Raw genomic sequence first — 20,767 nt, 5'->3', positions numbered from 1 at the left:
GTTCCACCCGCGCCCCTGAAGGGGCGCGGAGAACTGCGCTTGCTGCCTCGCACGGCCGCCCTCACAAGAGCGTCACGCAGTCGGATGACCCGTAGGTCCACGTTCTTGGCCGCGACTTCGTCGCCCGTCCCCTGCCGGGGGGTGCGGGCGTCAGTAGCCGGTGCCGCGCTTGACCTGGGCCCGCTCGATGTCGGTGGTCGCACCCTTGTGGTCCAAGGTGCTGCACGCGTCGGCCATGTCCTGGGTCAGACGCTCGATCTGCTCGCGGCTCAGGGTCTCCTTGACCAGTGCACGCAGGATCTTCACCCGCTCCGCGTTGGGCGGGAGCGTGTACGCCGGCACCATCCAGCCGCGCTCGGCCGAGAGCTGCCAGGCGACGTCGGACTCGTCGTAGGTGTGCTTGCCGGCAAGGCGGAAGGCGACCAGCGGCAGCTGCTCGAGGCCGCTGCCGATCACTTCGAAGCGGCCGCTGCTCCGCAGGTTGTCCGCCAACGCGTGGGCGTTCTTCTGCATCGTCTCCATGACGTAGGTGTAGCCCTGGCGACCCAGCCGCACGAAGTTGTAGTACTGGGCGAGCACCATCGCCGCTCCGGTCGAGAAGTTCAGTGTGAACGTCGCGTCGGTCTTGCCCAGGTAGTTCTCGTGGAACACGAGGTCCTTGGCCAGGTCGGACTCCTCGCGGAAGACCAGCCAGCCGATACCGGGGTAGACCAGGCCGTACTTGTGTCCCGATACGTTGATCGAGCGGACCTGCTCAAGCCGGAAGTCCCATTTCGAGTCCGGGTAGAGGAAGGGCCACACGAAGCCGCCGCTGGCGCCGTCGACGTGGATCGGGATGTCGAGGTCCCGCTTCTTGCGGACCTCCCGCAGGAGCTTGTCGATCCCGACGACATCGTCCTTGTGGCCGGTGAACGTGGTGCCGAGGACGGCGACGACACCGATCGTGTTCTCGTCGAGGTGAGGCTCCACGTCCTCCGGGCCGATCGTGTACTTGTCCTCCGCGAGCGGCACGATCCGCGGCTCCACGTCGAAGTAGCGGCAGAACTTCTCCCACACGACGTGGACGTCGCCGCCGAAGACCAGGTTGGGCCGGTCGACCGAGAGGTTGGCCGCCTGGCGGCGCTCCCGCCACTTCCACCTCAGCGACAGCGCGCCGAGCATGATCGCCTCTGACGAGCCCTGGGTCCGGCATCCGGTGGTCCTGCCCGGTGCGTGGAAGAGGTCGGCGAGCATGCGCACGCAGCGCTGCTCGATCTCGGCGGAGATGGGGTACTCCGCGTGGTCGATGAAGTTGCGGTGGAGGTTCTCCGCGATGATCCGTTGCGCCTCCGGCTCCATCCAGGTGGTGACGAACGTGGCGAGGTTGCGCTGCGGGTCGCCCTCCATGGCGAGGTCCGCATCCAGCAGTCTCATGGCGTCCGTCGCCGTCATGCCCTCCTCGGGGAATTCCTCCGAGGGAGCAGGCGCGGTCAGGAAACGGTTGCCGAACAGAGCCGCGGCGTCACTCTTGGTCATACCGGCGACTCAACCACGTCCGGAGTGGGAGCCATTCCGAGGACCTGTGGATGCGGCTCGGGATGCACGCGAACGGCCTACCTTCCCGAATGGTTGAGGACGCCCACCAGCCGCACGAAAGCCCGCGTTCCGGTGGATGGACGGTGGAGTAAGCCGCAGGAGCCACCTCTTGAGACTCTAAGCAACAGGTCGGAGTCGTGATCGCGGATTCGGTCTACGCGTCAAGTGCGGACCAGCCCGACCAGCGTGATCACCCAGGCGACGACGGCGATCCAGAGCAGTACCTGACCCGGCGTCCGTAAACCGGCCGACGGCCGTGGCGTCGGCGACAGCGCCGCCGCCAGTGCCGCACCACCGAGGTCAGCAGCACCGGCCAGATCAGTACCGCGACGACCAGCGCGCCGACGGCGGCGCCCGACCATCCCTCTAGTGCAGCTCAGCCCTGACGCCCGCCGCCTTCCTCGCCTGGACCCGATCGTCCCGGAAGAAGCCGCGCCTGCCTATGGATGTTCACCGAGTTGGAGGAGGCCGGCGACGGAGAAGCACAGGGCGCCGGTGAGGGTGCCCCAGTTGGCGATGTCGGCATTCACCAGGCTGCCGGTGGCGGGGCGGGTGAAGGCGGCGAGCGCGGAGACCATGAACAGGACGGAGCCGAGCTGGTTGACGACGACGATCCACCAGCCGAGGTTGTGCGGGCGGGCGCAGGGCCGGCCGTGGCACACCTCGACGAAGCCCAGGTGGCCGGAGACCAGGAAGAGGACGCAGCCGATCACGTCGGGCGCCCAGATCAGCCGGTTGACCTGCCGGACGTTCAGGCCGTGCAGGAAGGAGTCCAGCAGGTTGACGGCGAAGACGAGGGTGCCCGCGAAGAGGGCGAACGCGCCCAGCCAGTCCACCCGCATCGGCTCGTAACTCCACCACCGCCAGCGGCGAGTGACCAGCCGGCCTTCGCCGCCGCCGACGTGGCGGGGCGCGTTGATCACCTGGAGCAGCGAGACGTACCCGCCGGTGTTGAAGAACAGGCCGCCCGCGAAGTAGATCGAGGCGCACTCGGTGGCGTCGCCGGAGCCGAACTGGGCGACGGCCCCGCCGACCGCGAAGAGGGCCCCGCCGATGACGAAGGCGATCGCGGCGATGGCGTTGAGTCGGCGCAGCCGGGTGAGGGCAACGGCGTCCGCACGGGTGTGCCGAGTGGCCACCGCACCGGGGGGACCGATGGCGAGTACTCCGCGCCGCCGCGCGAGCCGGGACTCCCACACGGCGGTGCCGCCGCCGGGAAGGTGCCAGGTGAGCCGGGTGGTGAACGGTCCCGCGCCCTCGGCGCGCTCCTCAGGCTGTCCCACGGGCCGAGCCTAGACGTCGGACAGGATCGGAAGGCGGCCGAAACGCCGTCCTGCCGAACTGTCACTTCAGCCCGCGGGAGTGCGGCACGGTACCCGGCCGCACCGACGCCCGGTCACTGCGCAGGGACGCCTGCGGGAAACCGGCGACGGAGCCTCGGCGGCGGGAAGAGAAGTTCGACCGGCTCACGCGGGCAGGATGGCGGCGATACCACCCCCTTCCCCCGGGGCAGCATCAACGAGAACTGACACGTCGTCACTCCCGCCCCCGGCCACAAACTCACTTGGTTACCAGTCCTCAGGCGCTTCCCGCACCCGGAACGCCTCCGCGTCCCAGCCGCCGTCCAGCCGCGCGGAGAGCCAACCCGGCGCCGCCGCACGGAAGTCGGCGGGCGCCAGCGCTCCGGCCCCCGCCGGCAGTGCGCCGAGCAGCGGCGCCCCGGCCACCTCCGGAAGATCGGCCACATTGCAACGTGACGCCAGATCCGGGGACCTGGGCCAGCTGCCGATCACCACGCCCAGCAACTCCAGCTCACGGGCCCGCAGTTCACGGGCCGTCAGCTCGGTGGTGTTGAGGGTGCCGAGTCCGGCCGACGCCACCACCAGCACCGGGGCGTTCAGCAGCCGGGCCGCGTCCGCCAGTGTGCCGCCCGCCGCGTCGAACCGTACGAGCAGCCCGCCCGCGCCCTCGACCAGCACCAGTTCGTGCTCGGTGGCCAGCTTGGCGGCGGCCTCCGCCACCTCGTGCGGACGCACGGGGGTCATCCCGGCCCGCCGGGACGCCGTGCCGGGCGCCAGCGGCTCGGGGAAACGGGCGAGTTCGGCCGTCGTCACCGGACCGGCGAGCCGCGCGACCTCGTCGGCGTCCCCGCGCTCGTCCGGCCGTACCCCGGTCTGCGCGGCCTTGAGGACCGCCACCGAGCGGCCCGCCGCGAGTGCCGCGGCGGCGACCGCGGCCGTGGTGACCGTCTTGCCGACCTCGGTGCCCGTCCCCGTGATGATCAGGATCGGCATGTTCATCCCTCCCGCGCGGCGGCACACACCGCGCGCGCGATCCGTGCCACGTCCGCGTCGCCCGTGACGTACGGGGGCATCGTGTAGACCAGGTCGCGGAACGGCCGCAGCCACACACCCTCGCGTACGGCGGCCGCGGTGGCGGCCTTCATGTCCACCTCGTGGTCGAGTTGTACGACCCCGATGGCGCCGAGCACCCGGACGTCCCGTACGCCGGGGATCTCCCGGGCCGGCGCCAGGCCGTCCCGCAGTCCCGTCTCGATCCGCTTGACCTCCGCCTGCCAGTCCTGGCCCAGCAGCAGCCCGAGCGAGGCACAGGCCACGGAGGCCGCCAGCGGGTTGCCCATGAACGTCGGTCCGTGCGCCAGCACCGGCACCTCGCCCCGCGAGATGCCCTCGGCCACCCGGGGCGTGCACAGGGTCGCCGCCATCGTCAGATAGCCGCCGGTCAGCGCCTTGCCCACGCACATCACATCGGGGGTGACGGCCGCGTGGTCCGCCGCGAACAGCGCACCCGTACGGCCGAAGCCGGTCGCGATCTCGTCGAACACCAACAGCACGTCGTGCGCGTCGCAGGCCTCGCGCAGGACCCGCAGATAGCCGGGGGAGTGGAACCGCATCCCGCCCGCGCCCTGCACCACCGGCTCCACGATCACCGCGGCCAGTTCGTGCGCGTGCCGCTCGATCAGCGAGCGCAGCCGGTCGGCGTACGACTCCTCGTACTCGGCCGGCGGCGCGTCCGCGAAGACCTGGCGGGGCAGCACCCCGGACCACAGCTCGTGCATCCCGCCCTCGGGGTCGCACACCGACATCGGCTGCCAGGTGTCGCCGTGATAGCCGCCCCGCCAGGTCAGCAGGCGCTGTTTCGCGGGGCGGCCGAGGGAACGCCAGTACTGCAGGCACATCTTGACCGCGACCTCGACCGAGACCGAGCCGGAGTCGGCGAGGAAGACATGCTCGAGACCGGCCGGCGACATGTCGACAAGGAGCTTCGCCAGACGCACCGCGGGCTCGTGGGTGAGCCCGCCGAACATCACATGGCTCATCCGGCCGAGCTGGTCACGCGCGGCCTCGTTGAGCACCGGGTGGTTGTAGCCGTGGATCGCCGACCACCAGGACGACATCCCGTCGATCAGTTCCCCCGAGCCGTCCGCGAGCCGCAGCCGGACCCCGCTCGCCGACTCCACGACGAGCGGTTCGGCCCGGCCCGGCATCGGTCCGTACGGATGCCAGACGTGCCGCCGGTCCAGCTCCAGCAGTTCGGGGACGCCCAGGTCAGGCATTGGGCGCGAGATCCGTTCCGGCGCCCCGGCGGCGGACGGCGACCAGATCGGTGCGCGGCTCGCCTGCCTGGGCGGCGGCCGTACCGCAGAGGTCGGCGCCGTCGTGCCCGCCACAGCCCGACCCGCTCCCGGCCTCGGCGTGCGACCCGCACCCGGCCTCGGCGTGCGACCCGCAGCCGCCGGCCGCGACCTCCGCCCGGTGCTGCGGCAGGGTCACCTCGCCGGCGCCCTCGACCACGAACCCGGCGTCCGCGATCATCTCCAGGTCGGCCTGGCCGGCCTGGCCCTCCGTGGTGAGGTAGTCGCCGAGGAAGATCGAGTTGGCGAGGTGCAGCGCGAGCGGCTGCATGGTGCGCAGATGGACCTCGCGGCCGCCCGCGATACGGACCTCGACGTCCGGGCAGACGAACCGCACCATGGCCAGGATCCGCAGACAGCGCTGCGGGGTGAGGTTCCACTCCTTGGCCAGCGGGGTGCCCTCGACCGGGATCAGGAAGTTGACCGGCACCGAGTCCGGGTCCAGCTCGCGCAGCGAGAAGACCACGTCGACCAGGTCCTCGTCGGTCTCGCCCATGCCGGCGATCAGACCGGAGCAGGCGGACAGGCCGGCCGCGTGCGCCTTGTTGACGGTGTCCACCCGGTCGGCGTACGTGTGCGTGGTCGTGATGTCCCCGTACGTCCCCTCGGACGTGTTGAGGTTGTGGTTGTAGGCGTCCGCGCCCGCCTCGCGCAGCCGCTCGGCCTGGCCGTCGGAGAGCAGACCGAGGCAGGCGCACACCTCGACGCCCTCGTTCTGCTCCTTGATCGCCTTGATGGTGCCGGCCACCCGGTCGACGTCCCGGTCGGTCGGGCCGCGCCCGCTCGCCACCAGGCAGACCCGCTTGGCACCCCCGGCCAGACCGGCGGCGGCCGCCTTCGAGGCCTCGTCGGGTTTCAGCCAGCTGTACTTGAGGATCCCCGTCGAGGAGCCGAGGCGCTGCGAGCAGTAGGAGCAGTCCTCAGGACACAGGCCCGACTTGAGGTTGACCAGGTAGTTGAGTTTCACGCGCCGGCCGAACCAGTGCCGGCGCACCTTGCCGGCCGCGGCCACCACATCGAGCACGTCGTCGTCGGAGGTCGCCAGTACGGCGAGCGCTTCCTCGCGGGTCGGCAGCTCGCGCCGAAGCCCCTTGTCCACCAGCGTGTTCAGCAGGTCCATGAGAGCCGATCCTCTACTACGAGGCTGCTCCGGGCCAAGGAGAGTTTGCACAACCCTGTCAGTTCGACGTGTGGGTATTGCCACACAGTGGGTGGCTGGTGGTCCCGCTAGGGTCTGTTCACTGCCTACAAATTCACCGGAGGAGCCATGGCGTTCGGCTGGATCGACGAACAGGCGGAACTCCGCCGCCGCGCCGGACTGGTACGGACCCTGCGCCCCCGCGCCGCCGACTCCCCGCTGCTGGACCTGGCGAGCAACGACTACCTGGGCCTCGCCCACCACCCGGAGGTCGCCGAGGGCGCGGCCGGGGCGGCCCGGACCTGGGGCGGCGGCTCCACGGGCTCCCGGCTGGTCACCGGCACCACCGAGCTCCACACCGAGCTGGAGCGCGAGCTGGCCGAATTCTGCGGGTTCGAGGCGGCCCTGGTCTTCTCCTCCGGCTACGCCGCCAACCTCGCCGCCGTCACCACCCTCGGCCCGCACGGCTCCCTGATCGTCTCCGACGCCCTCAACCACGCCTCGCTGATCGACGGCTGCCGGCTGGCCCGGGGCACCACCCAGGTCGTCGGACACGCCGACCCGGACGCCGTACGCAAGGCGCTCGGTACCCATGAGGGGCCCGCGGTCGTCGTCTCCGACACGGTGTTCTCGGTGGACGGCGACGCGGCACCGCTGGCCGCCCTGGCCGGGGCCTGCCGGGAGCGCGGCGCCGGGCTGCTCGTGGACGACGCCCACGGGCTCGGGGTGCTCGGGGACGGCGGGCGGGGCGCGCCCTACGCGGCCGGGCTCTCCGGTGCCGACGACGTGGTGGTCACGGCGACCCTGTCCAAGTCGCTGGGCAGTCAGGGCGGGGCCGTGCTCGGCCCGGCCCGGGTCATCGACCATCTGGTGAACGCGGCCCGGACCTTCATCTTCGACACCGGCCTGGCCCCCGCCGCGGCGGGGGCGGCCCTGGCGGCGCTACGGCTGCTGCGCCGTGAGCCCGAACGCGCGGAGCGGGCCCGTGAGGTCGCCGCGGAACTGCACGCACGGCTGACCGCCGCGGGTCTGGAAGCGGTGCGTCCGGACGCCGCCGTGGTCTCCGTGCGGGCCCCGTCCCCGGAGGGGGCCGTGCGGTGGGCGGCCGACTGCCGTACGGCAGGCCTGGCCGTGGGCTGTTTCCGTCCGCCGTCCGTGCCGGACGGCATCTCACGGCTCAGGCTCACCGCCCGTGCGGACCTCTCCGGGGCCGAGATCGAACGCGCTGTACAGGTGATCGGTGGGACACGACCATGAGTCGGCGTGACAGGGCCGGGTCCTGACCGAATGCGGATACGGAGTCGGTTACGGTCTGATCAGCCGGTGAGCGCCGACACGAAACCCGCCCAGCTCCCGGGGGAGAAGAGCAGCGCGGGTCCGGCCGGATCCTTGGAGTCGCGCACGGCGAGCAGTCCGGCCAGCCGACCGGAGCGCGGCCGTGCCGTCTCCACACAGTTGTTCGCTCCGGTGCTGTAGCTGCTGCGCAGCCACCGCAGTCCGTGCAGATCAGCACTTGAAGGAACGTTCCGAGGCAGTGCAGTCATGGTGCCTCCTTACGCGCCGTCACCTATCCCGGCGATGTAATCCAACGAGTCCTCGGGCGAAAGGGCGTGAATCTGAAGGGTGTTGAAGGCCTCCGTGTAGGCCTGGAGGTCTTCTTTCCGCTCGAGGTAGAGGCTACTCGTCAACTGGTCGAGAACAACCACGTCCAGATCAGAAGTGCTCGGAAATGAGAAGATTACGAAAGGCCCGGTGATGCCGATATGCGCTCCGGCCGAGAACGGCAGCACCTGGAGCCGTACCTGGGGCAGCCGGGCCGACTCCACCAGCCGCTCCAGCTGTCTGGCCATCACGCCCGGACCGCCGACCTCCCGGCGCAGCACCGCCTCGTCCAGCACCGCGCTCAGCTCCAGCGGCGGACGGTTGCGCAGTACGTCCTGCCTGGCCATACGTACCTGCACGAGAGCGTCCAGCGCATCGTCGTCGAGCCCGTCGGCGGCCACCCGGGTCACGGCACGCGCGTACTCGGGGGTCTGCAGCAGTCCCGGTACGACCGAGGTCTCCAGCGTGCGCATCGCACTGGCCTGCGACTCCAGGCTGATGAAATCCCGGTAGGTGGGCGGCAGCACCCCACGATAGGCGTGCCACCAGTGGTGCCGCCCGGCCGTGTCCTCCGACCCCGCCAACACCAGCAGTAACTCGCGCAGTTGCCCCTGGACCACGCCGTAGGCGTCCAGGAGTAACCGCACATCGGCCGGTTTCACACCGCTGGCGCCGGTCTCGATCCGGCTCACTTTCGACTGATGCCAGCCCACCAGACGGGCGGCTTCACCGCTCGTGAGGCCGGCGCCGGTGCGCAGGGTGCGCAGTTCGGCGCCCAGTTTGCGGCGGCGTACCGCGGGACCGTTCTGCATGGGCTACTCCTTACTCCTTCCGAGCCGCCCAAATACGCTCTGGGGTAGCAGAGTTCACCGCATCGAGCGACAGATATATGCATATCTTGGTGGATCGCTCCCCTGACCGCCCTGGTAATGGCAGTCTGACGAAGAAGCACCAGTCCGGGACCGTACTCGAACCACACGCACCGTGTCGGACTCCGGTCCCGTGGGAAAGGGACGACGTCGCCATGGCAGACCACCTGGAAGCATCCGTCACTCTGCCGAGCGATCCCGCCTCGGTCTACGCGGCCCGCTCCTACGTGCTGAGCACCCTCGCGGAATGGGGGCTGCCACCGGAGACGGAGGCCGCGGACACCATCCGCCTCATCGTCTCCGAACTCGCCACCAACGCGGTGCAGCACACCTTCGGGCAGTCACCCACCTTCACGGTGGCCCTCGTCCTGGACCGTGACGAACAGCTGCGCATCGGTGTCACGGACAGCCATCCGCGGTTCCCCAAGAGACTCCCAGCCGCGGTCCAGCAGGACAACGGGCGCGGCATGGTCATCATCCGCTGGCTCACCGCGGAGTGCGGCGGCAAGCTCCGGGTGCGCCCCACCCGGGAGGGCGGCAAGACCGTCTTCATCGAACTGCCCTGGGCAGTCCCGGCCGGTACGGTCACCGCCGCCGGCCAGCAGGAACCGTAGCCCCGAGTTCCCGCCGGCCGGCCGCTGGGTGGGTCAGCTGACCCGGCCGTACCAGACGCTTCGCGTCCAGATCTTCTGGAGCTTCACCACGTCCCCGGTCCTAGGGGCGTGCCAGATCCTTCCCTTCCCGGCGTAGATGCCGACGTGGTACACGCTGGAACCCGAGTGGAAGAAGACCAGGTCCCCGGCCTTGCGGTTGCCGGCCGAGATGTGACGGGTCTTGTTGTACTGCTGGGCCGCCGTTCGCGGGAGCTTCTTGCCCGCCTTCTTGAACGAGTACAGCGTGAGCCCGGAGCAGTCGAACCGGTTCGGTCCGGTGGCACCCCACCTGTAGGGCGAGCCCTTCTTCGAGGCCGCGATCTGAAGTGCTTTCGTCCCTATCGTGGCGGCCGAGGCGTCGGAGGCGACCCCCGGGATCACGATGGAGCCGCCCACGGCGGCGATGGTGAGCGCCGAGGCCGTTCCGGCCCGCGCCATCAGCGACGGGACACGATTGAGCGCAGTCATGCGCAACCCTTCGTCAGCCGCCTGTGAAGGATGACCTGTCGGATTCGGGCTGGCGAAGTTGCCCGGCCGTGTTGCCACGGCTTCACCCCAAGGGCTGCGCGGACCGGTCATGGTGCGACCGTTCCGGCGACCCGTCGTGCTTGGGTCCTCCACTCCTGCCGATGCACTTCCGTCGACCGGGCATCCGGACGGCGGCAGGATTCGGCGTCCGCCCGGATCGCCCCGCCGCTGTGGCGGGGGCTTGTCGTCAGACAGGGATCTTCACGCACCCGTGTCCGAAAATCCCAACGGAACCGTGGATTTGTGGTGTTACTCACCACCCACCCGTTCGGGTGGACAGCACTGTGTTCGATTAGTCGTCAACTGCCCGACGTAGCTCCGGACCTGCACCGAAGCCCTCCGCGGACACCTTGGAGCACGCACCTTGAGCGGGTCCGTCGCTCAGGTAAAACCGTGCCATCCTCCGCCGAACGGCGGTAACCCCTTTGGGTCGTTTCAACTCGGGCCCGGTCGGCCGGTGGACGCGTCGCTCCGGACTTCCCCCGGCGTCACGGTACGCAGTCGGGCGGGAGTGCGACGCGCGCGGTCCGGCGCTCGCCGTCGAGCACCCGCAACGCGCGTGCCAGCGTGTCCCCGTGAAGCTCCGTCTCGCCCCGGCGATGCATCAGGGCGAGGGCGTCGCGCAACTCGGCCGCCGCGCGCACCAGCGCCTGCGCGGCGCGCAGCCCACGATAGGTGTCCTCGTTCTGCGCCGGGTTGATTCGGCCCAGCAGGTCGACCACGTCCAGATAACGGTCGATCAACTCGCCCTCGGCGCGGGTCAGCGCGGGCAGCGGCGGCAGCTCCGGTGGCAGCATCGCGCTCACCCCGCGTCCGGAAGACCGAGCGAGGTCCGCCGGCCCGGCACGATCCGGTCCACCAGTCCGTACGCCAGCGCCGCGGGCGCGTCCAGCACCAGATCGCGCTCCAGGTCCTGGTGTACCTGGGCCGGTGTGCGCCCGGTGTGCCGGACGAGCATCTCTTCCAGCAGCGCGCGGGTCCGGTCCAACTCCGCCGCCCGGATGGCCAGATCACTCGGCTGGCCCTGTACCGGTTCCGGCAGCGACGGCTGCTGGAGCACGACGCGCGCACCCGGCAGCACGGAACGCTTGCCCGGGGTGCCCGCCGCGAGCAGCACCGCGGCCGACGCCCCGGCCTGCCCCAGGCAGATCGTCTCCACGTCACAGGTGACGTACCGGACGGTGTCGTAGATCGCGGCCATCGCGCTGAACGAGCCGCCCGGAGAGTTGATGTACAGCGAGATGTCCCGCTCCGGCGCCGCGTGCTCCAGGTACATGAACTGGGCCATCACATCGTTGGCCGAGGTCTCGTCGACGGGCGCGCCGAGGAAGACGATCCGCTCCTCCAGCAGCTTCGAGTACGGGTCCAGGGTGCGCTGCCCGGAGCCGGTGCGTTCGGTGAACTCGGGCAGGACATAGCGGGCGGACGGTCGGGTCATGGCGTACCCCTCCTCGCGGCTGAGCTGTCTCAGCGGCCGGACTCTCCGTCAGAAATGTACAGGACGTACAGAACCTCGGGAGGGTGCGCTGCGGGGATTCCGCTGTCGCCGAACAAGATGTGTTGTCCGAGGTGCCCCGTAAGCTGGGGGCATGGCCTACGAGATTCCGGTGACGCAAGCCAGGGCTGAGCTCGCCGAACTGATCAACCGGGTGGTGTACGGCGGTGAGCGCGTTGTCGTGACGCGGCACGGCAAGCCTCTCGTCGCCCTCGTCTCCGCCGCCGACCTCGAGCGCCTCGATGCGCTCTCTGAAGCCGCCGAGGGCCAGGTGGTCAGCGCGGTCTCCACGGTCCGCGAGACCGCCGCCGTACGCCCGGAGCGCGGCCGCTTCGGCATCACGGCCGAACACCGGGGCGCCGCGGGCTCCTGACCCTCCCCCTGTCGTGACATCGGCCCTCCCCCGGGCGTCGGGGGAGGGCCGACGCGTGTGCCGACGGCCCCCGGCGACCCGGTGTTCACCCGTACGGGCGTGAGGGCGGCGGTGGAGTGGCAGCCGCCGGCGCGGGTGGTGCGCGCCGTGCGCCGGGACGCGCCCCCCGTGCACCGGTCATCAGATGATCAAGGTCCGGTTAACGTCGTCGAAACTCCGGCGAACTAGCCTGCCGATCCACGCCACCAGGGGTTTTCGTATCCGGATCGGGTTCCTGAGCCCGATCTGTCGCGGTGGCTGCGGAAACCGGGCCCCGCACGGTCCGGAGCGAGGACTGTGAGGTGGGACGTGCAACTGACCCCGCACGAGCAAGAGAGGCTGCTGATCCACGTGGCGGCCGACGTGGCCGAGAAGCGCCGGGCCCGCGGACTGCGGCTGAACCACCCCGAGGCGATCGCTCTCATCACGTCGCACATCCTCGAAGGCGCTCGTGACGGCCGTACCGTCGCCGAACTCATGGCCTCCGGGCGCAAGCTCCTCACCAGGGACGACGTCATGGAGGGCATCCCCGAGATGATCCACGACGTCCAGGTGGAGGCGACCTTCCCGGACGGCACCAAGCTCGTCACCGTCCACGACCCGATCGTCTGAGGAGGCCGCCGATGATTCCCGGAGAGATCCTCTTCGCCGACGAGCCCATCGTGTACAACGAGGGCCGCGACGTCACCCGGATGACCGTCCTCAACGCCGCCGACCGGCCCGTCCAGGTCGGCTCCCACTACCACTTCGCCGAGGCCAACCCCGGACTGGAGTTCGACCGGGGTGCCGCACACGGAAAGCGGCTGAACGTCGCCGCCGGCACCGCCGTCCGCTTCGAGCCCGGCATCCCCGTCGACGTCGAACTCGTCCCCCTGGCCGGGGCCCGTGTCGTCCCCGGGCTGCGCGGGGAGACCGGAGGTGCCCTCGATGCCTGAGATCTCCCGCGCCGCCTACGCCGACCTGTTCGGACCGACGACCGGCGACCGGATCCGGCTCGCCGACACCGACCTGATCGTGGAGATCGAGGAGGACCGTTCCGGCGGCCCCGGGCTCGCCGGGGACGAGGCCGTCTTCGGCGGGGGCAAGGTCATCCGTGAATCCATGGGCCAGTCGCGTGCCACGCGCGCAGAAGGCACCCCCGACACGATCATCACCGGCGCCGTGATCATCGACCACTGGGGCATCGTCAAAGCCGACGTCGGCATCCGCGACGGCCGGATCACCGGCATCGGCAAGGCGGGCAACCCCGACACCATGGACGGGGTCCACCCGGAGCTGGTGATAGGGCCCGAGACCGAGGTCGTCGCCGGCAACGGGCGGATCCTGACCGCCGGCGGTGTCGACGCGCACGTCCACTTCATCTGCCCGCAGATCGCCGACGAGGCACTGGCCGCGGGGATCACCACGCTGGTGGGCGGGGGTACGGGACCGGCCGAGGGCTCCAAGGCCACCACCGTGACCCCGGGTCCGTGGCACCTCGCCCGGATGCTGGAGGCGATGGAGCAGTACCCGCTCAACATCGGCTTCCTCGGCAAGGGCAACACCGTCTCGCACGAGGCGATGGTCTCGCAGATCCGGGGCGGGGCACTCGGGCTGAAGCTGCACGAGGACTGGGGGTCCACCCCGGCGGTCATCGACGCGGCCCTCACCGTCGCCGACCGCACCGGCATCCAGGTGGCCATCCACACGGACACGTTGAACGAGGCCGGGTTCGTCGGCGACACCCTCGCGGCGATCGGCGGCCGCGGCATCCACGCCTACCACACCGAGGGTGCGGGCGGCGGGCACGCGCCGGACATCATGACGGTCGTCTCCGAGCCGCACGTACTGCCGAGTTCGACGAATCCGACGCGGCCGTACACGGTGAACACCGCCGAGGAACACCTCGACATGCTGATGGTGTGCCACCACCTGAACCCGGCGGTGCCGGAGGACCTGGCCTTCGCCGAGTCACGGATCCGGCCCTCGACCATCGGGGCGGAGGACATCCTGCACGACCTGGGGGCGATCTCCATCATCTCCTCGGACGCGCAGGCCATGGGGCGCGTGGGCGAGGTGATACTGCGGACCTGGCAGACCGCCCATGTGATGAAGCGGCGGCGCGGCGCACTGCCGGGCGACGGACGGGCCGACAACCACCGGGTACGGCGCTATGTCGCCAAGTACACGATCAACCCGGCGCTCGCCCAGGGGCTCGCCCGCGAGATCGGGTCCGTCGAGAGCGGCAAGCTCGCCGACCTCGTGCTGTGGGAGCCCGCGTTCTTCGGGGTCAAGCCGCACCTCGTCCTCAAGGGCGGCCAGATCGCCTATGCGCAGATGGGCGACGCCAACGCGTCGATCCCCACCCCCCAGCCGATTCTGCCGCGCCCCATGTACGGGGCGATCGGGCGGGCGCCGGCCGCCAACTCCTTCAACTTCGTCGCCCCGCTGGCCATCGAGGACGGGTTGCCGGAGCGGTTGCAGCTCGGGAAGCGGTTCGTCGCCATCGAGTCGACCCGTGGGGTGACCAAGGCGGACATGCGCGAGAACGACGCGCGTCCGACGGTGCGGGTCGACCCCGACAGCTTCGCCGTGTACATCGACGGGGAGCTGGTCGAGGCGACGCCGGCCGCCGAACTGCCCATGGCCCAGCGCTACTTCCTGTTCTGAGAGCCGGTGTCTGTGATGTCTCGGGCAGCGTTGCTGGTACTGGCCGACGGCCGCTTTCCCGCCGGAGGGCATGCGCACTCCGGCGGGGCGGAGGCGGCCGTCAAGGCCGGGCGGATCACCGGGGCGGCGGGTCTGGAGGAGTTCTGCCGGGGGCGGTTGCACACGGCGGGACTGGTGGCGGGTGCGCTCGCCGCGGCCGCGGTACTCGGTGTCGGGGTCCGGGAGTTGGACGCGGCGGCGGACGCACGGACGCCGTCCCCCGCGCTCCGGAGCACGGCTCGCAGGCTCGGACGGCAGCTGCTGCGGGCCGCGCGGGCCACCTGGCCGGCGGCCGAACTCGACGACCTGGCACAGGAGTTCCCCAAGGGTGCTCATCAGCCGGTGGTGTTGGGAGTGGTGGCCCGGGCGGCGGGGCTCTCGGCCGAGGACGCGGCCTACTGCGCCGCGTACGAGTGCGTGAGCGGGCCGGCCACCGCGGTCGTGCGGTTGCTGAGTCTGGACCCCTTCGAGGCGACGGGCGTGCTGGCTCGGTTGGCGGCCGAGGTGGACCGGGTGGTGGACCGGGCGGTGGGGGCGGCGCGGCGGGGGGCCGCGGGGGGCGGGGTGGACGAACTGCCCGCGAGCTCCGCGCCGTTGCTGGAGATCGGGGCGGAGTGGCATGCCGGGTGGGCGGTGCGGCTGTTCGCGTCCTAGCCGGCACGTGCCCCCGCCGTGCCCGGAACCCCGCCGTGCCCGGAACGCTGCCATCCCCGAAACGCTGCCATCCCCGGAACCCCGCCGTCCCCAGACCCCCGCCTCTGCCTGAACGCATCCGCCTCGTCCGCAACCGCCGGACGGGCTGCGAAGTGGGCCAATCCGATGAAGGAGCCGTACATGCATCTCGACCACGACCACCACCACGGTCCTGCCGCCGTCAGCGCCGACGCCCGGCGTCCCGACGGATCACGGCGTGCCCTTCGTATCGGGCTCGGTGGGCCCGTCGGATCCGGCAAGACGGCCACCGTCGCCGCTCTGTGCCGGGCCCTGCGCGACGAGTTGTCCCTCGCCGTCGTCACCAACGACATCTACACCCGTGAGGACGCGGAGTTCCTGCTGCGCGAGGCCGTGCTGCCGCCCGAGCGGATCACCGCCGTCGAGACCGGAGCCTGTCCGCACACCGCGATCCGGGACGACATCTCGGCCAACCTCGAAGCCGTGGAGGACCTGGAGGACGAGGTCGGGCCACTGGATCTCATCCTCGTCGAGTCGGGCGGGGACAACCTCACGGCCACCTTCTCCAAGGGACTCGTGGACGCGCAGATCTTCGTGATCGACGTGGCCGGTGGCGACGACATCCCGCGGAAGGGCGGCCCCGGTGTCACCACCGCCGACCTGCTCATCGTCAACAAGACCGACCTCGCTCCCTACGTGGGTTCCGACCTCGCCCGGATGGCCGCCGACGCGAAGGCACAGCGGGCCGAACTGCCCGTCGTGTTCCAGTCGTTGCGCGGCGACACCGGTGTCGCGGACGTGGCCCGGTGGGTGCGGGAGCGGCTCGGCGCGTGGACGGCATGACCGTCACCGGGGTGCGTGCCGACGCGCGGATCGTCGCCCGGGGCGACGGCCGGGGCGGTACCGCGCTTCCCGTGCTGGAGGGGGAGGGGCCGCTCGCGCTGCGGCGCACCCGGGGGAGCGGGGCCGAGGCCCGGGTGATGGTCGTCGGTGCGATGAGCGGGCCGCTCGGCGGAGACCGGTTCGGGATCGAGGCCCGGGTGGAGGACGGGGCCCGGCTGCGTGTGGGCTCGGCCGCGGCGACCATCGCGCTGCCGGGGCAGCTGAAGGGCGAGGCCCGGTACGACGTGCGGCTCGATGTCGCCGACGGTGGTGAACTGCGCTGGCTGCCCGAGCAGTTGATCTCAGCGAAAGGGAGCGACCTGTACGTCTCCACCCGTGTCGACATCGGGGCGTACGGCCGGCTGGTGCTGCGGGAGGAGCAGGTGCTCGGGCGGGCGGGGGAGGAGCCGGGGCGGCTCACCAGCCGGCTCACGGTGCGCGTCGCCGGAAGAGCGCTCCTCGACCAGGAGTTGGCCTGCGGACCCGGGGCACCCGGCGGCTGGGACGGGCCGGCGGTACTGGCGGGACGGCGCGCGGTGGGGCAACTCGTCGTCGTCCGACCCGAGTTCGCGGAGAAGCCGGTGGTGGCCCGGATGCTGGGGGAGTGCGCGGCGCTCACTCCGCTCGCCGGGCCCGCCGTGCTCGTGAGTGCGGTGGCGGCCGATGCGCTGCTGCTCCGGCGGGTGTTGGACGAAGCGTTGGAGCACCTCGGTGGCTGAACCGCTCAGCGGGACGTGATCGTCCGGTTATCGGATTGGTAAAGACGGCTGTCACACCCTGTTCTCAGGAGGTTCACAGCCGGAAGGATCCCCCCTGACTATTCGTGACCACGTACGGGGAGGGGCCCACTTGAGGGACAACTTCAGATCGAGGAGCCGGGTACTCGCGTTCGGTACGGCCGGGGCGCTCGTCACCGCGAGCCTGATCACCGGTGCGCTCGCGGCTCCCGCGTCCGGTGCCGAGGCCCGGCACGGGCAGGACCGTGAGCAGTGGGGGGCGGCCGTGGCCGCCGCGCATGCCGCCAAGGCCGGGATCGACTGGGCCGACTGCCCGGCCGACTGGGCCCTGACGAAGCCCGTCCAGTGCGGCTGGGTCAGCGTGCCGCTGGACTACGCGAAGCCGTACGGCAAGCAGATCAGGCTCGCCGTCGACCGCATAGGCAACACGGGGACGAAGGCGGAGCGCCAGGGCGCGCTCGTCTACAACCCCGGCGGCCCGGGCGGCTCGGGAATGCGCTTCCCGCTTCGGGTCACCACCAAGAACCCCCTGTGGGCCAACACCTCGAAGGCGTACGACTTCGTGGGCTTCGACCCGCGCGGTGTCGGCCACTCGGCGCCCATCTCCTGCGGGGACCCGCAGGAGTTCGTGAAGGCTCCCAAGGCCGACCCGGTGCCGGACACCGAGGCGGACAAGACCGCGCAGCGCAAGCTCGCCAAGGAGTACGCGAAGGGCTGTGCCGAGCGCACCGGCCGGGCGATGCTCCAGCAGATGACCACCGCCAACACCGCCCGCGACCTGGACGTCATCCGGGCCGCGCTCGGTGAGAAGAAGCTCAACTACCTCGGTGTCTCCTACGGCACCTACCTCGGTGCCGTGTACGGGACGCTGTTCCCGGGACACGTCCGCCGGATGATCGTCGACAGCGTCGTCGACCCGTCGCGGAAGAACATCTGGTACCAGGCCAACCTGGGCCAGGACGTCGCCTTCGAGGGCCGCTGGAAGGACTGGGAGGACTGGGTCGCCGCGCACGACTCCGCCTTCCACCTGGGGACCACGCGGGACGCCGTCCAGGCCAAGTGGCTCCAGCTGCGCGCCACCGCCAAGGCGAACCCGATCGGCGGGGTCGTCGGTCCGGCCGAGCTGATCGGCTTCTTCCAGAGCGCGCCGTACTACGACTCCTCGTGGGTCCCGGTCGCCACGGTGTTCGGCAAGTACTTCGCCGGTGACACCCAGGCCCTGGTCGACGCGGCCGCCCCGGACCCCACCGACACCGCCGGCAACATCACCTCGGAGAACGGCAACGCCGTCTACACCGCCGTCGAGTGCACCGACGCCAAGTGGCCCACCAGCTGGCAGAAGTGGGACCGCGACAACACCGAGCTCAACAAGCAGTACCCCTTCATGACCTGGGCCAACGCATGGATGAACCTGCCCTGCGCCACCTGGCCGGTCAAGCAGCAGACCCCGGTGCACGTCACCACTCACAAGGGCCTGCCGCCGGTGCTGATCGTGCAGTCCACCCGTGACGCCGCCACCCCGTACCCGGGCGCCGTCGACCTGCACAAGCGCTTCAAGGGCTCCCGCCTCATCACCGAACAGGGCGCCGGCTCGCACGGAGTGACCGGCCTGGTCAACCCGTGCATCAACAGCCGTGTCGACACCTACCTGCTCACCGGGAAGCTGGACGGCGCGGACGTCACCTGCACGCCGCACGCGACACCGCAGCCGTAATCCGTCCGGAACGGCGCCGAGGGGCGGCGGGAACCACTCCGCCGCCCCTCGTTGCGCGTGGTCAACTCAACGGTGGCCGGGGAAACTTGCGCTCCCTGGTGCCCTTCGTCGCCGCCTGGCCGGCCTTGACGACGGCCGCGTACTCGTCGACGTACTCCTGCTCGGAGAGGGTCAGGATGGCGTACATGATCTCGTCGGTGATCGCCCGTAGGACGGCCTTCTCGTTCTCCATCCCGGCGTAGCGGGAGAATTCGAGGGGCTTGCCGAAGCGGATCACCACGGGGTGGATGTTCGGGATGACCTTGCCCGGCGGCTGCGCCTCGAACGTGCCGATCATCGCGCAGGGGATCACCGGGACACCGGCCCGCAGCGCCATCACGGCCACGCCGACCTTGCCCTTGTAGAGCCGACCGTCGTGCGAGCGGGTGCCCTCCGGATAGATGCCCAGCAGTTCGCCCCTGCTCAGCACCCCGAGCCCCTCCCGGATCGCGGCCTGGCCCGCCTCCTTGCCGGAGCGGTCCACCGGGATCTGTCCGGCGCTGCGGAAGAAGAACGCGGTCAGCCGGCCCCGTACGCCCGGCCCCGTGAAGTACTCGGCCTTGGCGAGGAAGGTGATCCGCCGCCTGAGGACGGCCGGCATCAGGAAGTGGTCGGCGAAGGAGAGATGGTTGCCGGCCACGATGGCCGGGCCCGAGGCGGGCACATGTTCCAGGCCTTCGATCCGGGGCCGGAACGCCAGCCGCAGCAGCGGCCCCAGCAGCACGTACTTGAGCAGGTAGTAGAACACGGCTCGCCCCTCACTTTGCCAGCTCCCCTGCGAGCTGGTGTTACCCCAGGTCAGTATGTGTTACACGGCAGTCGGCCCAGGTGCGCCCGTGGTCATCCGGTGCGATGCCCAGTCGGTCTCATGCCGACCCTTCGCCGGCTCACCTGACGGTTGGTCAGGCACCTGGTCAGTGTGGCGCAGGTCGGCAGGCCGCCGCTCCGCCTCGTGGTGCACATGGCTCCCTCATCCTTGCGGCGTGGCTGGGCAGTGGGCGGGGCTCTGGCGACGGCTGTCGTCGTCCGTGCCCGCCATCGGGTGCGGGCCTGTCCGAGGGATCTTCAATCTACCTGGGACATGCGCCCAGGAGTACCGTCGAGAGTCCGGTTCGCCGTCCACCCGGCGCTCGGCCGACGCGGTACGGCGGTCAGGATGCGTTCAGGTAGTCCGTGGCACGGTCGGGCCCCATGACACACGAGACGTCACATGCCCCGGTGCCCTCGGCAGCCTGCGCCGAGGCGGGCGCGGGCCGCCGGTCGCACTGGAACAAGGTGCCCGAGGTCACCGTCTATTTCTGGATCATCAAGGTGCTCTGCACGACGGTCGGGGAGACCGCGGCCGACCTGCTCAACGAGAAGGCAGGGCTCGGCCTGACCGGTGTGTCGGTGCTGATGAGCGTCCTGCTGGCGGTCGTCCTGGTGGTCCAGTTCCGTACCAGTGCCTACCGGGCGGGCGTGTACTGGCCGGCCGTCGCTCTGATCAGCATCGTGGGCACACTGATCAGCGACAACCTGACCGACGACATGGGCGTCCCGCTGGAGACCAGCACCACCGTCTTCGCGATCGTCCTCGCGGTGGTCTTCGTGGTCTGGTACCGGCGCGAGCGGACGCTGTCCATCCATCACATCGACACAACCGGCCGCGAGTCCTATTACTGGCTCGCCGTACTGTTCACCTTCGCCCTCGGCACCGCCGCCGGCGACCTGGTCTCCGAGCGGATGAACCTCGGCTACTGGCTCACCGCGGTCCTGTTCGCCCTGGCCATCGCCGCCGTCGCGCTGGCCCACTTCGCGCTCGGGCTCGACGCCGTGTGGAGCTTCTGGATCGCCTACGTCCTCACCCGCCCGCTCGGAGCCTCCATCGGTGACTACCTCTCCCAGCCCACCGGCGACGGCGGCCTGGGCCTGGGAACCGTTGTCACCAGCGCCCTCTTCCTCGCGGTCATCCTCGGCCTGGTGGTGTACCTGGCGGTGACCCGCAAGGACGTGGCGCAGCCTCAGCAGACGGCACGCCACGCGGTCTGACCAGGCATGTGACGGGTGTTCAGGAAGTGTTCAGGCCGACGCTGTCAGGGTCGGTGGTTGCGATCGCGCCGTCGCGGTCG

Annotated in this window: 22 protein-coding genes and 1 riboswitch; of the genes, 11 read left to right on the top strand and 11 right to left on the bottom strand. The window is 70.6% G+C overall.

The window, feature by feature from the left end; genetic code table 11:
• Positions 1 to 150 precede the first annotated feature (150 nt).
• The 5 genes from ACZ4N4_RS37500 to bioB all read right to left on the bottom strand — a co-directional run bounded on the left by ACZ4N4_RS37500 (position 151) and on the right by bioB (position 6,350).
• Positions 151 to 1,515 carry a glutamate decarboxylase gene (locus tag ACZ4N4_RS37500; RefSeq protein ID WP_467597340.1) on the bottom strand — a complete coding sequence of 455 codons (1,365 nt, stop codon included), beginning with the start codon at positions 1,513 to 1,515 and terminating at the stop codon, positions 151 to 153.
• Between the two features lie 500 nt (positions 1,516 to 2,015).
• The gene (locus ACZ4N4_RS37495; protein WP_467597337.1) at positions 2,016 to 2,858 is read right to left on the bottom strand and encodes a hypothetical protein; all 843 of its coding nucleotides are present in this window, start codon (positions 2,856 to 2,858) and stop codon (positions 2,016 to 2,018) included.
• 285 nt (positions 2,859 to 3,143) lie between these two features.
• Entirely contained in the window at positions 3,144 to 3,869 is a 726-nt protein-coding gene (bioD, locus tag ACZ4N4_RS37490; protein ID WP_467597334.1) for a dethiobiotin synthase, read from the bottom strand.
• Between the two features lie 2 nt (positions 3,870 to 3,871).
• Entirely contained in the window at positions 3,872 to 5,152 is a 1,281-nt protein-coding gene (locus ACZ4N4_RS37485) for an adenosylmethionine--8-amino-7-oxononanoate transaminase (RefSeq protein WP_453563663.1), read from the bottom strand.
• The gene (gene bioB, locus ACZ4N4_RS37480) at positions 5,145 to 6,350 is read right to left on the bottom strand and encodes a biotin synthase BioB (protein ID WP_467597331.1); all 1,206 of its coding nucleotides are present in this window, start codon (positions 6,348 to 6,350) and stop codon (positions 5,145 to 5,147) included. Before bioB ends, ACZ4N4_RS37485 begins: the two co-directional genes overlap by 8 nt.
• A gap of 147 nt (positions 6,351 to 6,497) precedes the next feature.
• On the opposite strand from bioB, the gene ACZ4N4_RS37475 reads away from it, so the two are divergent.
• On the top strand, positions 6,498 to 7,625 hold the full coding sequence (locus tag ACZ4N4_RS37475; RefSeq protein ID WP_450763504.1) for an 8-amino-7-oxononanoate synthase: 1,128 nt from the start codon (positions 6,498 to 6,500) through the stop codon (positions 7,623 to 7,625).
• Positions 7,626 to 7,684: 59 nt separating this feature from the next.
• Here ACZ4N4_RS37475 and ACZ4N4_RS37470 read toward each other — a convergent pair whose 3' ends face one another.
• Positions 7,685 to 7,912 (bottom strand): DUF397 domain-containing protein, encoded by a 228-nt coding sequence (locus ACZ4N4_RS37470; RefSeq protein WP_467597328.1) that lies wholly within the window; start codon positions 7,910 to 7,912, stop codon positions 7,685 to 7,687.
• A gap of 9 nt (positions 7,913 to 7,921) precedes the next feature.
• Positions 7,922 to 8,782, bottom strand: a complete 861-nt coding sequence (locus ACZ4N4_RS37465) for a helix-turn-helix domain-containing protein (protein ID WP_467597325.1) — start codon at positions 8,780 to 8,782, stop codon at positions 7,922 to 7,924.
• A 212-nt stretch (positions 8,783 to 8,994) separates the two neighbouring features.
• Here ACZ4N4_RS37465 and ACZ4N4_RS37460 point away from each other — a divergent pair, with 212 nt between their 5' ends.
• On the top strand, positions 8,995 to 9,453 hold the full coding sequence (locus ACZ4N4_RS37460; RefSeq protein WP_453563670.1) for an ATP-binding protein: 459 nt from the start codon (positions 8,995 to 8,997) through the stop codon (positions 9,451 to 9,453).
• 33 nt (positions 9,454 to 9,486) lie between these two features.
• On the opposite strand, the gene ACZ4N4_RS37455 is transcribed toward ACZ4N4_RS37460, so the two are convergent.
• The 3 genes from ACZ4N4_RS37455 to ACZ4N4_RS37445 form a co-directional block, all read right to left on the bottom strand.
• Positions 9,487 to 9,960 (bottom strand): C40 family peptidase, encoded by a 474-nt coding sequence (locus ACZ4N4_RS37455; RefSeq protein WP_453563672.1) that lies wholly within the window; start codon positions 9,958 to 9,960, stop codon positions 9,487 to 9,489.
• Positions 9,961 to 9,963: 3 nt separating this feature from the next.
• Positions 9,964 to 10,153: riboswitch (cyclic di-AMP (ydaO/yuaA leader) on the bottom strand.
• A gap of 355 nt (positions 10,154 to 10,508) precedes the next feature.
• Positions 10,509 to 10,817 (bottom strand): hypothetical protein, encoded by a 309-nt coding sequence (locus ACZ4N4_RS37450; protein ID WP_351326565.1) that lies wholly within the window; start codon positions 10,815 to 10,817, stop codon positions 10,509 to 10,511.
• 5 nt (positions 10,818 to 10,822) lie between these two features.
• Positions 10,823 to 11,458: an ATP-dependent Clp protease proteolytic subunit gene (locus tag ACZ4N4_RS37445; protein WP_467597322.1), complete on the bottom strand. Its 636-nt coding sequence runs from the start codon at positions 11,456 to 11,458 to the stop codon at positions 10,823 to 10,825.
• Positions 11,459 to 11,609: 151 nt separating this feature from the next.
• On the opposite strand from ACZ4N4_RS37445, the gene ACZ4N4_RS37440 reads away from it, so the two are divergent.
• The 8 genes from ACZ4N4_RS37440 (at position 11,610) to ACZ4N4_RS37405 (ending at position 18,620) form a co-directional block, all read left to right on the top strand.
• The gene (locus tag ACZ4N4_RS37440) at positions 11,610 to 11,888 is read left to right on the top strand and encodes a type II toxin-antitoxin system Phd/YefM family antitoxin (protein WP_453563675.1); all 279 of its coding nucleotides are present in this window, start codon (positions 11,610 to 11,612) and stop codon (positions 11,886 to 11,888) included.
• Positions 11,889 to 12,236: 348 nt separating this feature from the next.
• Complete coding sequence (locus ACZ4N4_RS37435) at positions 12,237 to 12,539, top strand: urease subunit gamma (protein WP_037672587.1); 303 nt, start codon at positions 12,237 to 12,239, stop codon at positions 12,537 to 12,539.
• Positions 12,540 to 12,550: 11 nt separating this feature from the next.
• Positions 12,551 to 12,862, top strand: coding sequence for an urease subunit beta (locus tag ACZ4N4_RS37430; RefSeq protein WP_453563678.1), 312 nt, complete (start codon positions 12,551 to 12,553; stop codon positions 12,860 to 12,862).
• Positions 12,855 to 14,576: an urease subunit alpha gene (locus tag ACZ4N4_RS37425; RefSeq protein ID WP_453563680.1), complete on the top strand. Its 1,722-nt coding sequence runs from the start codon at positions 12,855 to 12,857 to the stop codon at positions 14,574 to 14,576. The genes ACZ4N4_RS37430 and ACZ4N4_RS37425 overlap by 8 nt, the downstream gene beginning before the upstream one ends.
• A gap of 15 nt (positions 14,577 to 14,591) precedes the next feature.
• Positions 14,592 to 15,269 carry an urease accessory protein UreF gene (locus tag ACZ4N4_RS37420; protein WP_467597318.1) on the top strand — a complete coding sequence of 226 codons (678 nt, stop codon included), beginning with the start codon at positions 14,592 to 14,594 and terminating at the stop codon, positions 15,267 to 15,269.
• A gap of 180 nt (positions 15,270 to 15,449) precedes the next feature.
• Positions 15,450 to 16,130 (top strand): urease accessory protein UreG, encoded by a 681-nt coding sequence (ureG, locus tag ACZ4N4_RS37415; protein WP_360494873.1) that lies wholly within the window; start codon positions 15,450 to 15,452, stop codon positions 16,128 to 16,130.
• The gene (locus ACZ4N4_RS37410; protein WP_467597640.1) at positions 16,127 to 16,888 is read left to right on the top strand and encodes an urease accessory protein UreD; all 762 of its coding nucleotides are present in this window, start codon (positions 16,127 to 16,129) and stop codon (positions 16,886 to 16,888) included. The genes ureG and ACZ4N4_RS37410 overlap by 4 nt, the downstream gene beginning before the upstream one ends.
• A gap of 130 nt (positions 16,889 to 17,018) precedes the next feature.
• Positions 17,019 to 18,620 carry an alpha/beta hydrolase gene (locus ACZ4N4_RS37405; protein WP_467597315.1) on the top strand — a complete coding sequence of 534 codons (1,602 nt, stop codon included), beginning with the start codon at positions 17,019 to 17,021 and terminating at the stop codon, positions 18,618 to 18,620.
• Between the two features lie 61 nt (positions 18,621 to 18,681).
• Here ACZ4N4_RS37405 and ACZ4N4_RS37400 read toward each other — a convergent pair whose 3' ends face one another.
• Positions 18,682 to 19,407, bottom strand: coding sequence for a lysophospholipid acyltransferase family protein (locus tag ACZ4N4_RS37400; protein ID WP_453563687.1), 726 nt, complete (start codon positions 19,405 to 19,407; stop codon positions 18,682 to 18,684).
• 443 nt (positions 19,408 to 19,850) lie between these two features.
• Here ACZ4N4_RS37400 and ACZ4N4_RS37395 point away from each other — a divergent pair, with 443 nt between their 5' ends.
• The gene (locus ACZ4N4_RS37395) at positions 19,851 to 20,687 is read left to right on the top strand and encodes a COG4705 family protein (RefSeq protein WP_467597312.1); all 837 of its coding nucleotides are present in this window, start codon (positions 19,851 to 19,853) and stop codon (positions 20,685 to 20,687) included.
• Positions 20,688 to 20,767: the final 80 nt, after the last annotated feature.

It is taken from the genome of Streptomyces sp. NPDC026538 (assembly GCF_055567535.1).
This window is presented reverse-complemented; position numbering and strand designations above follow the sequence as displayed.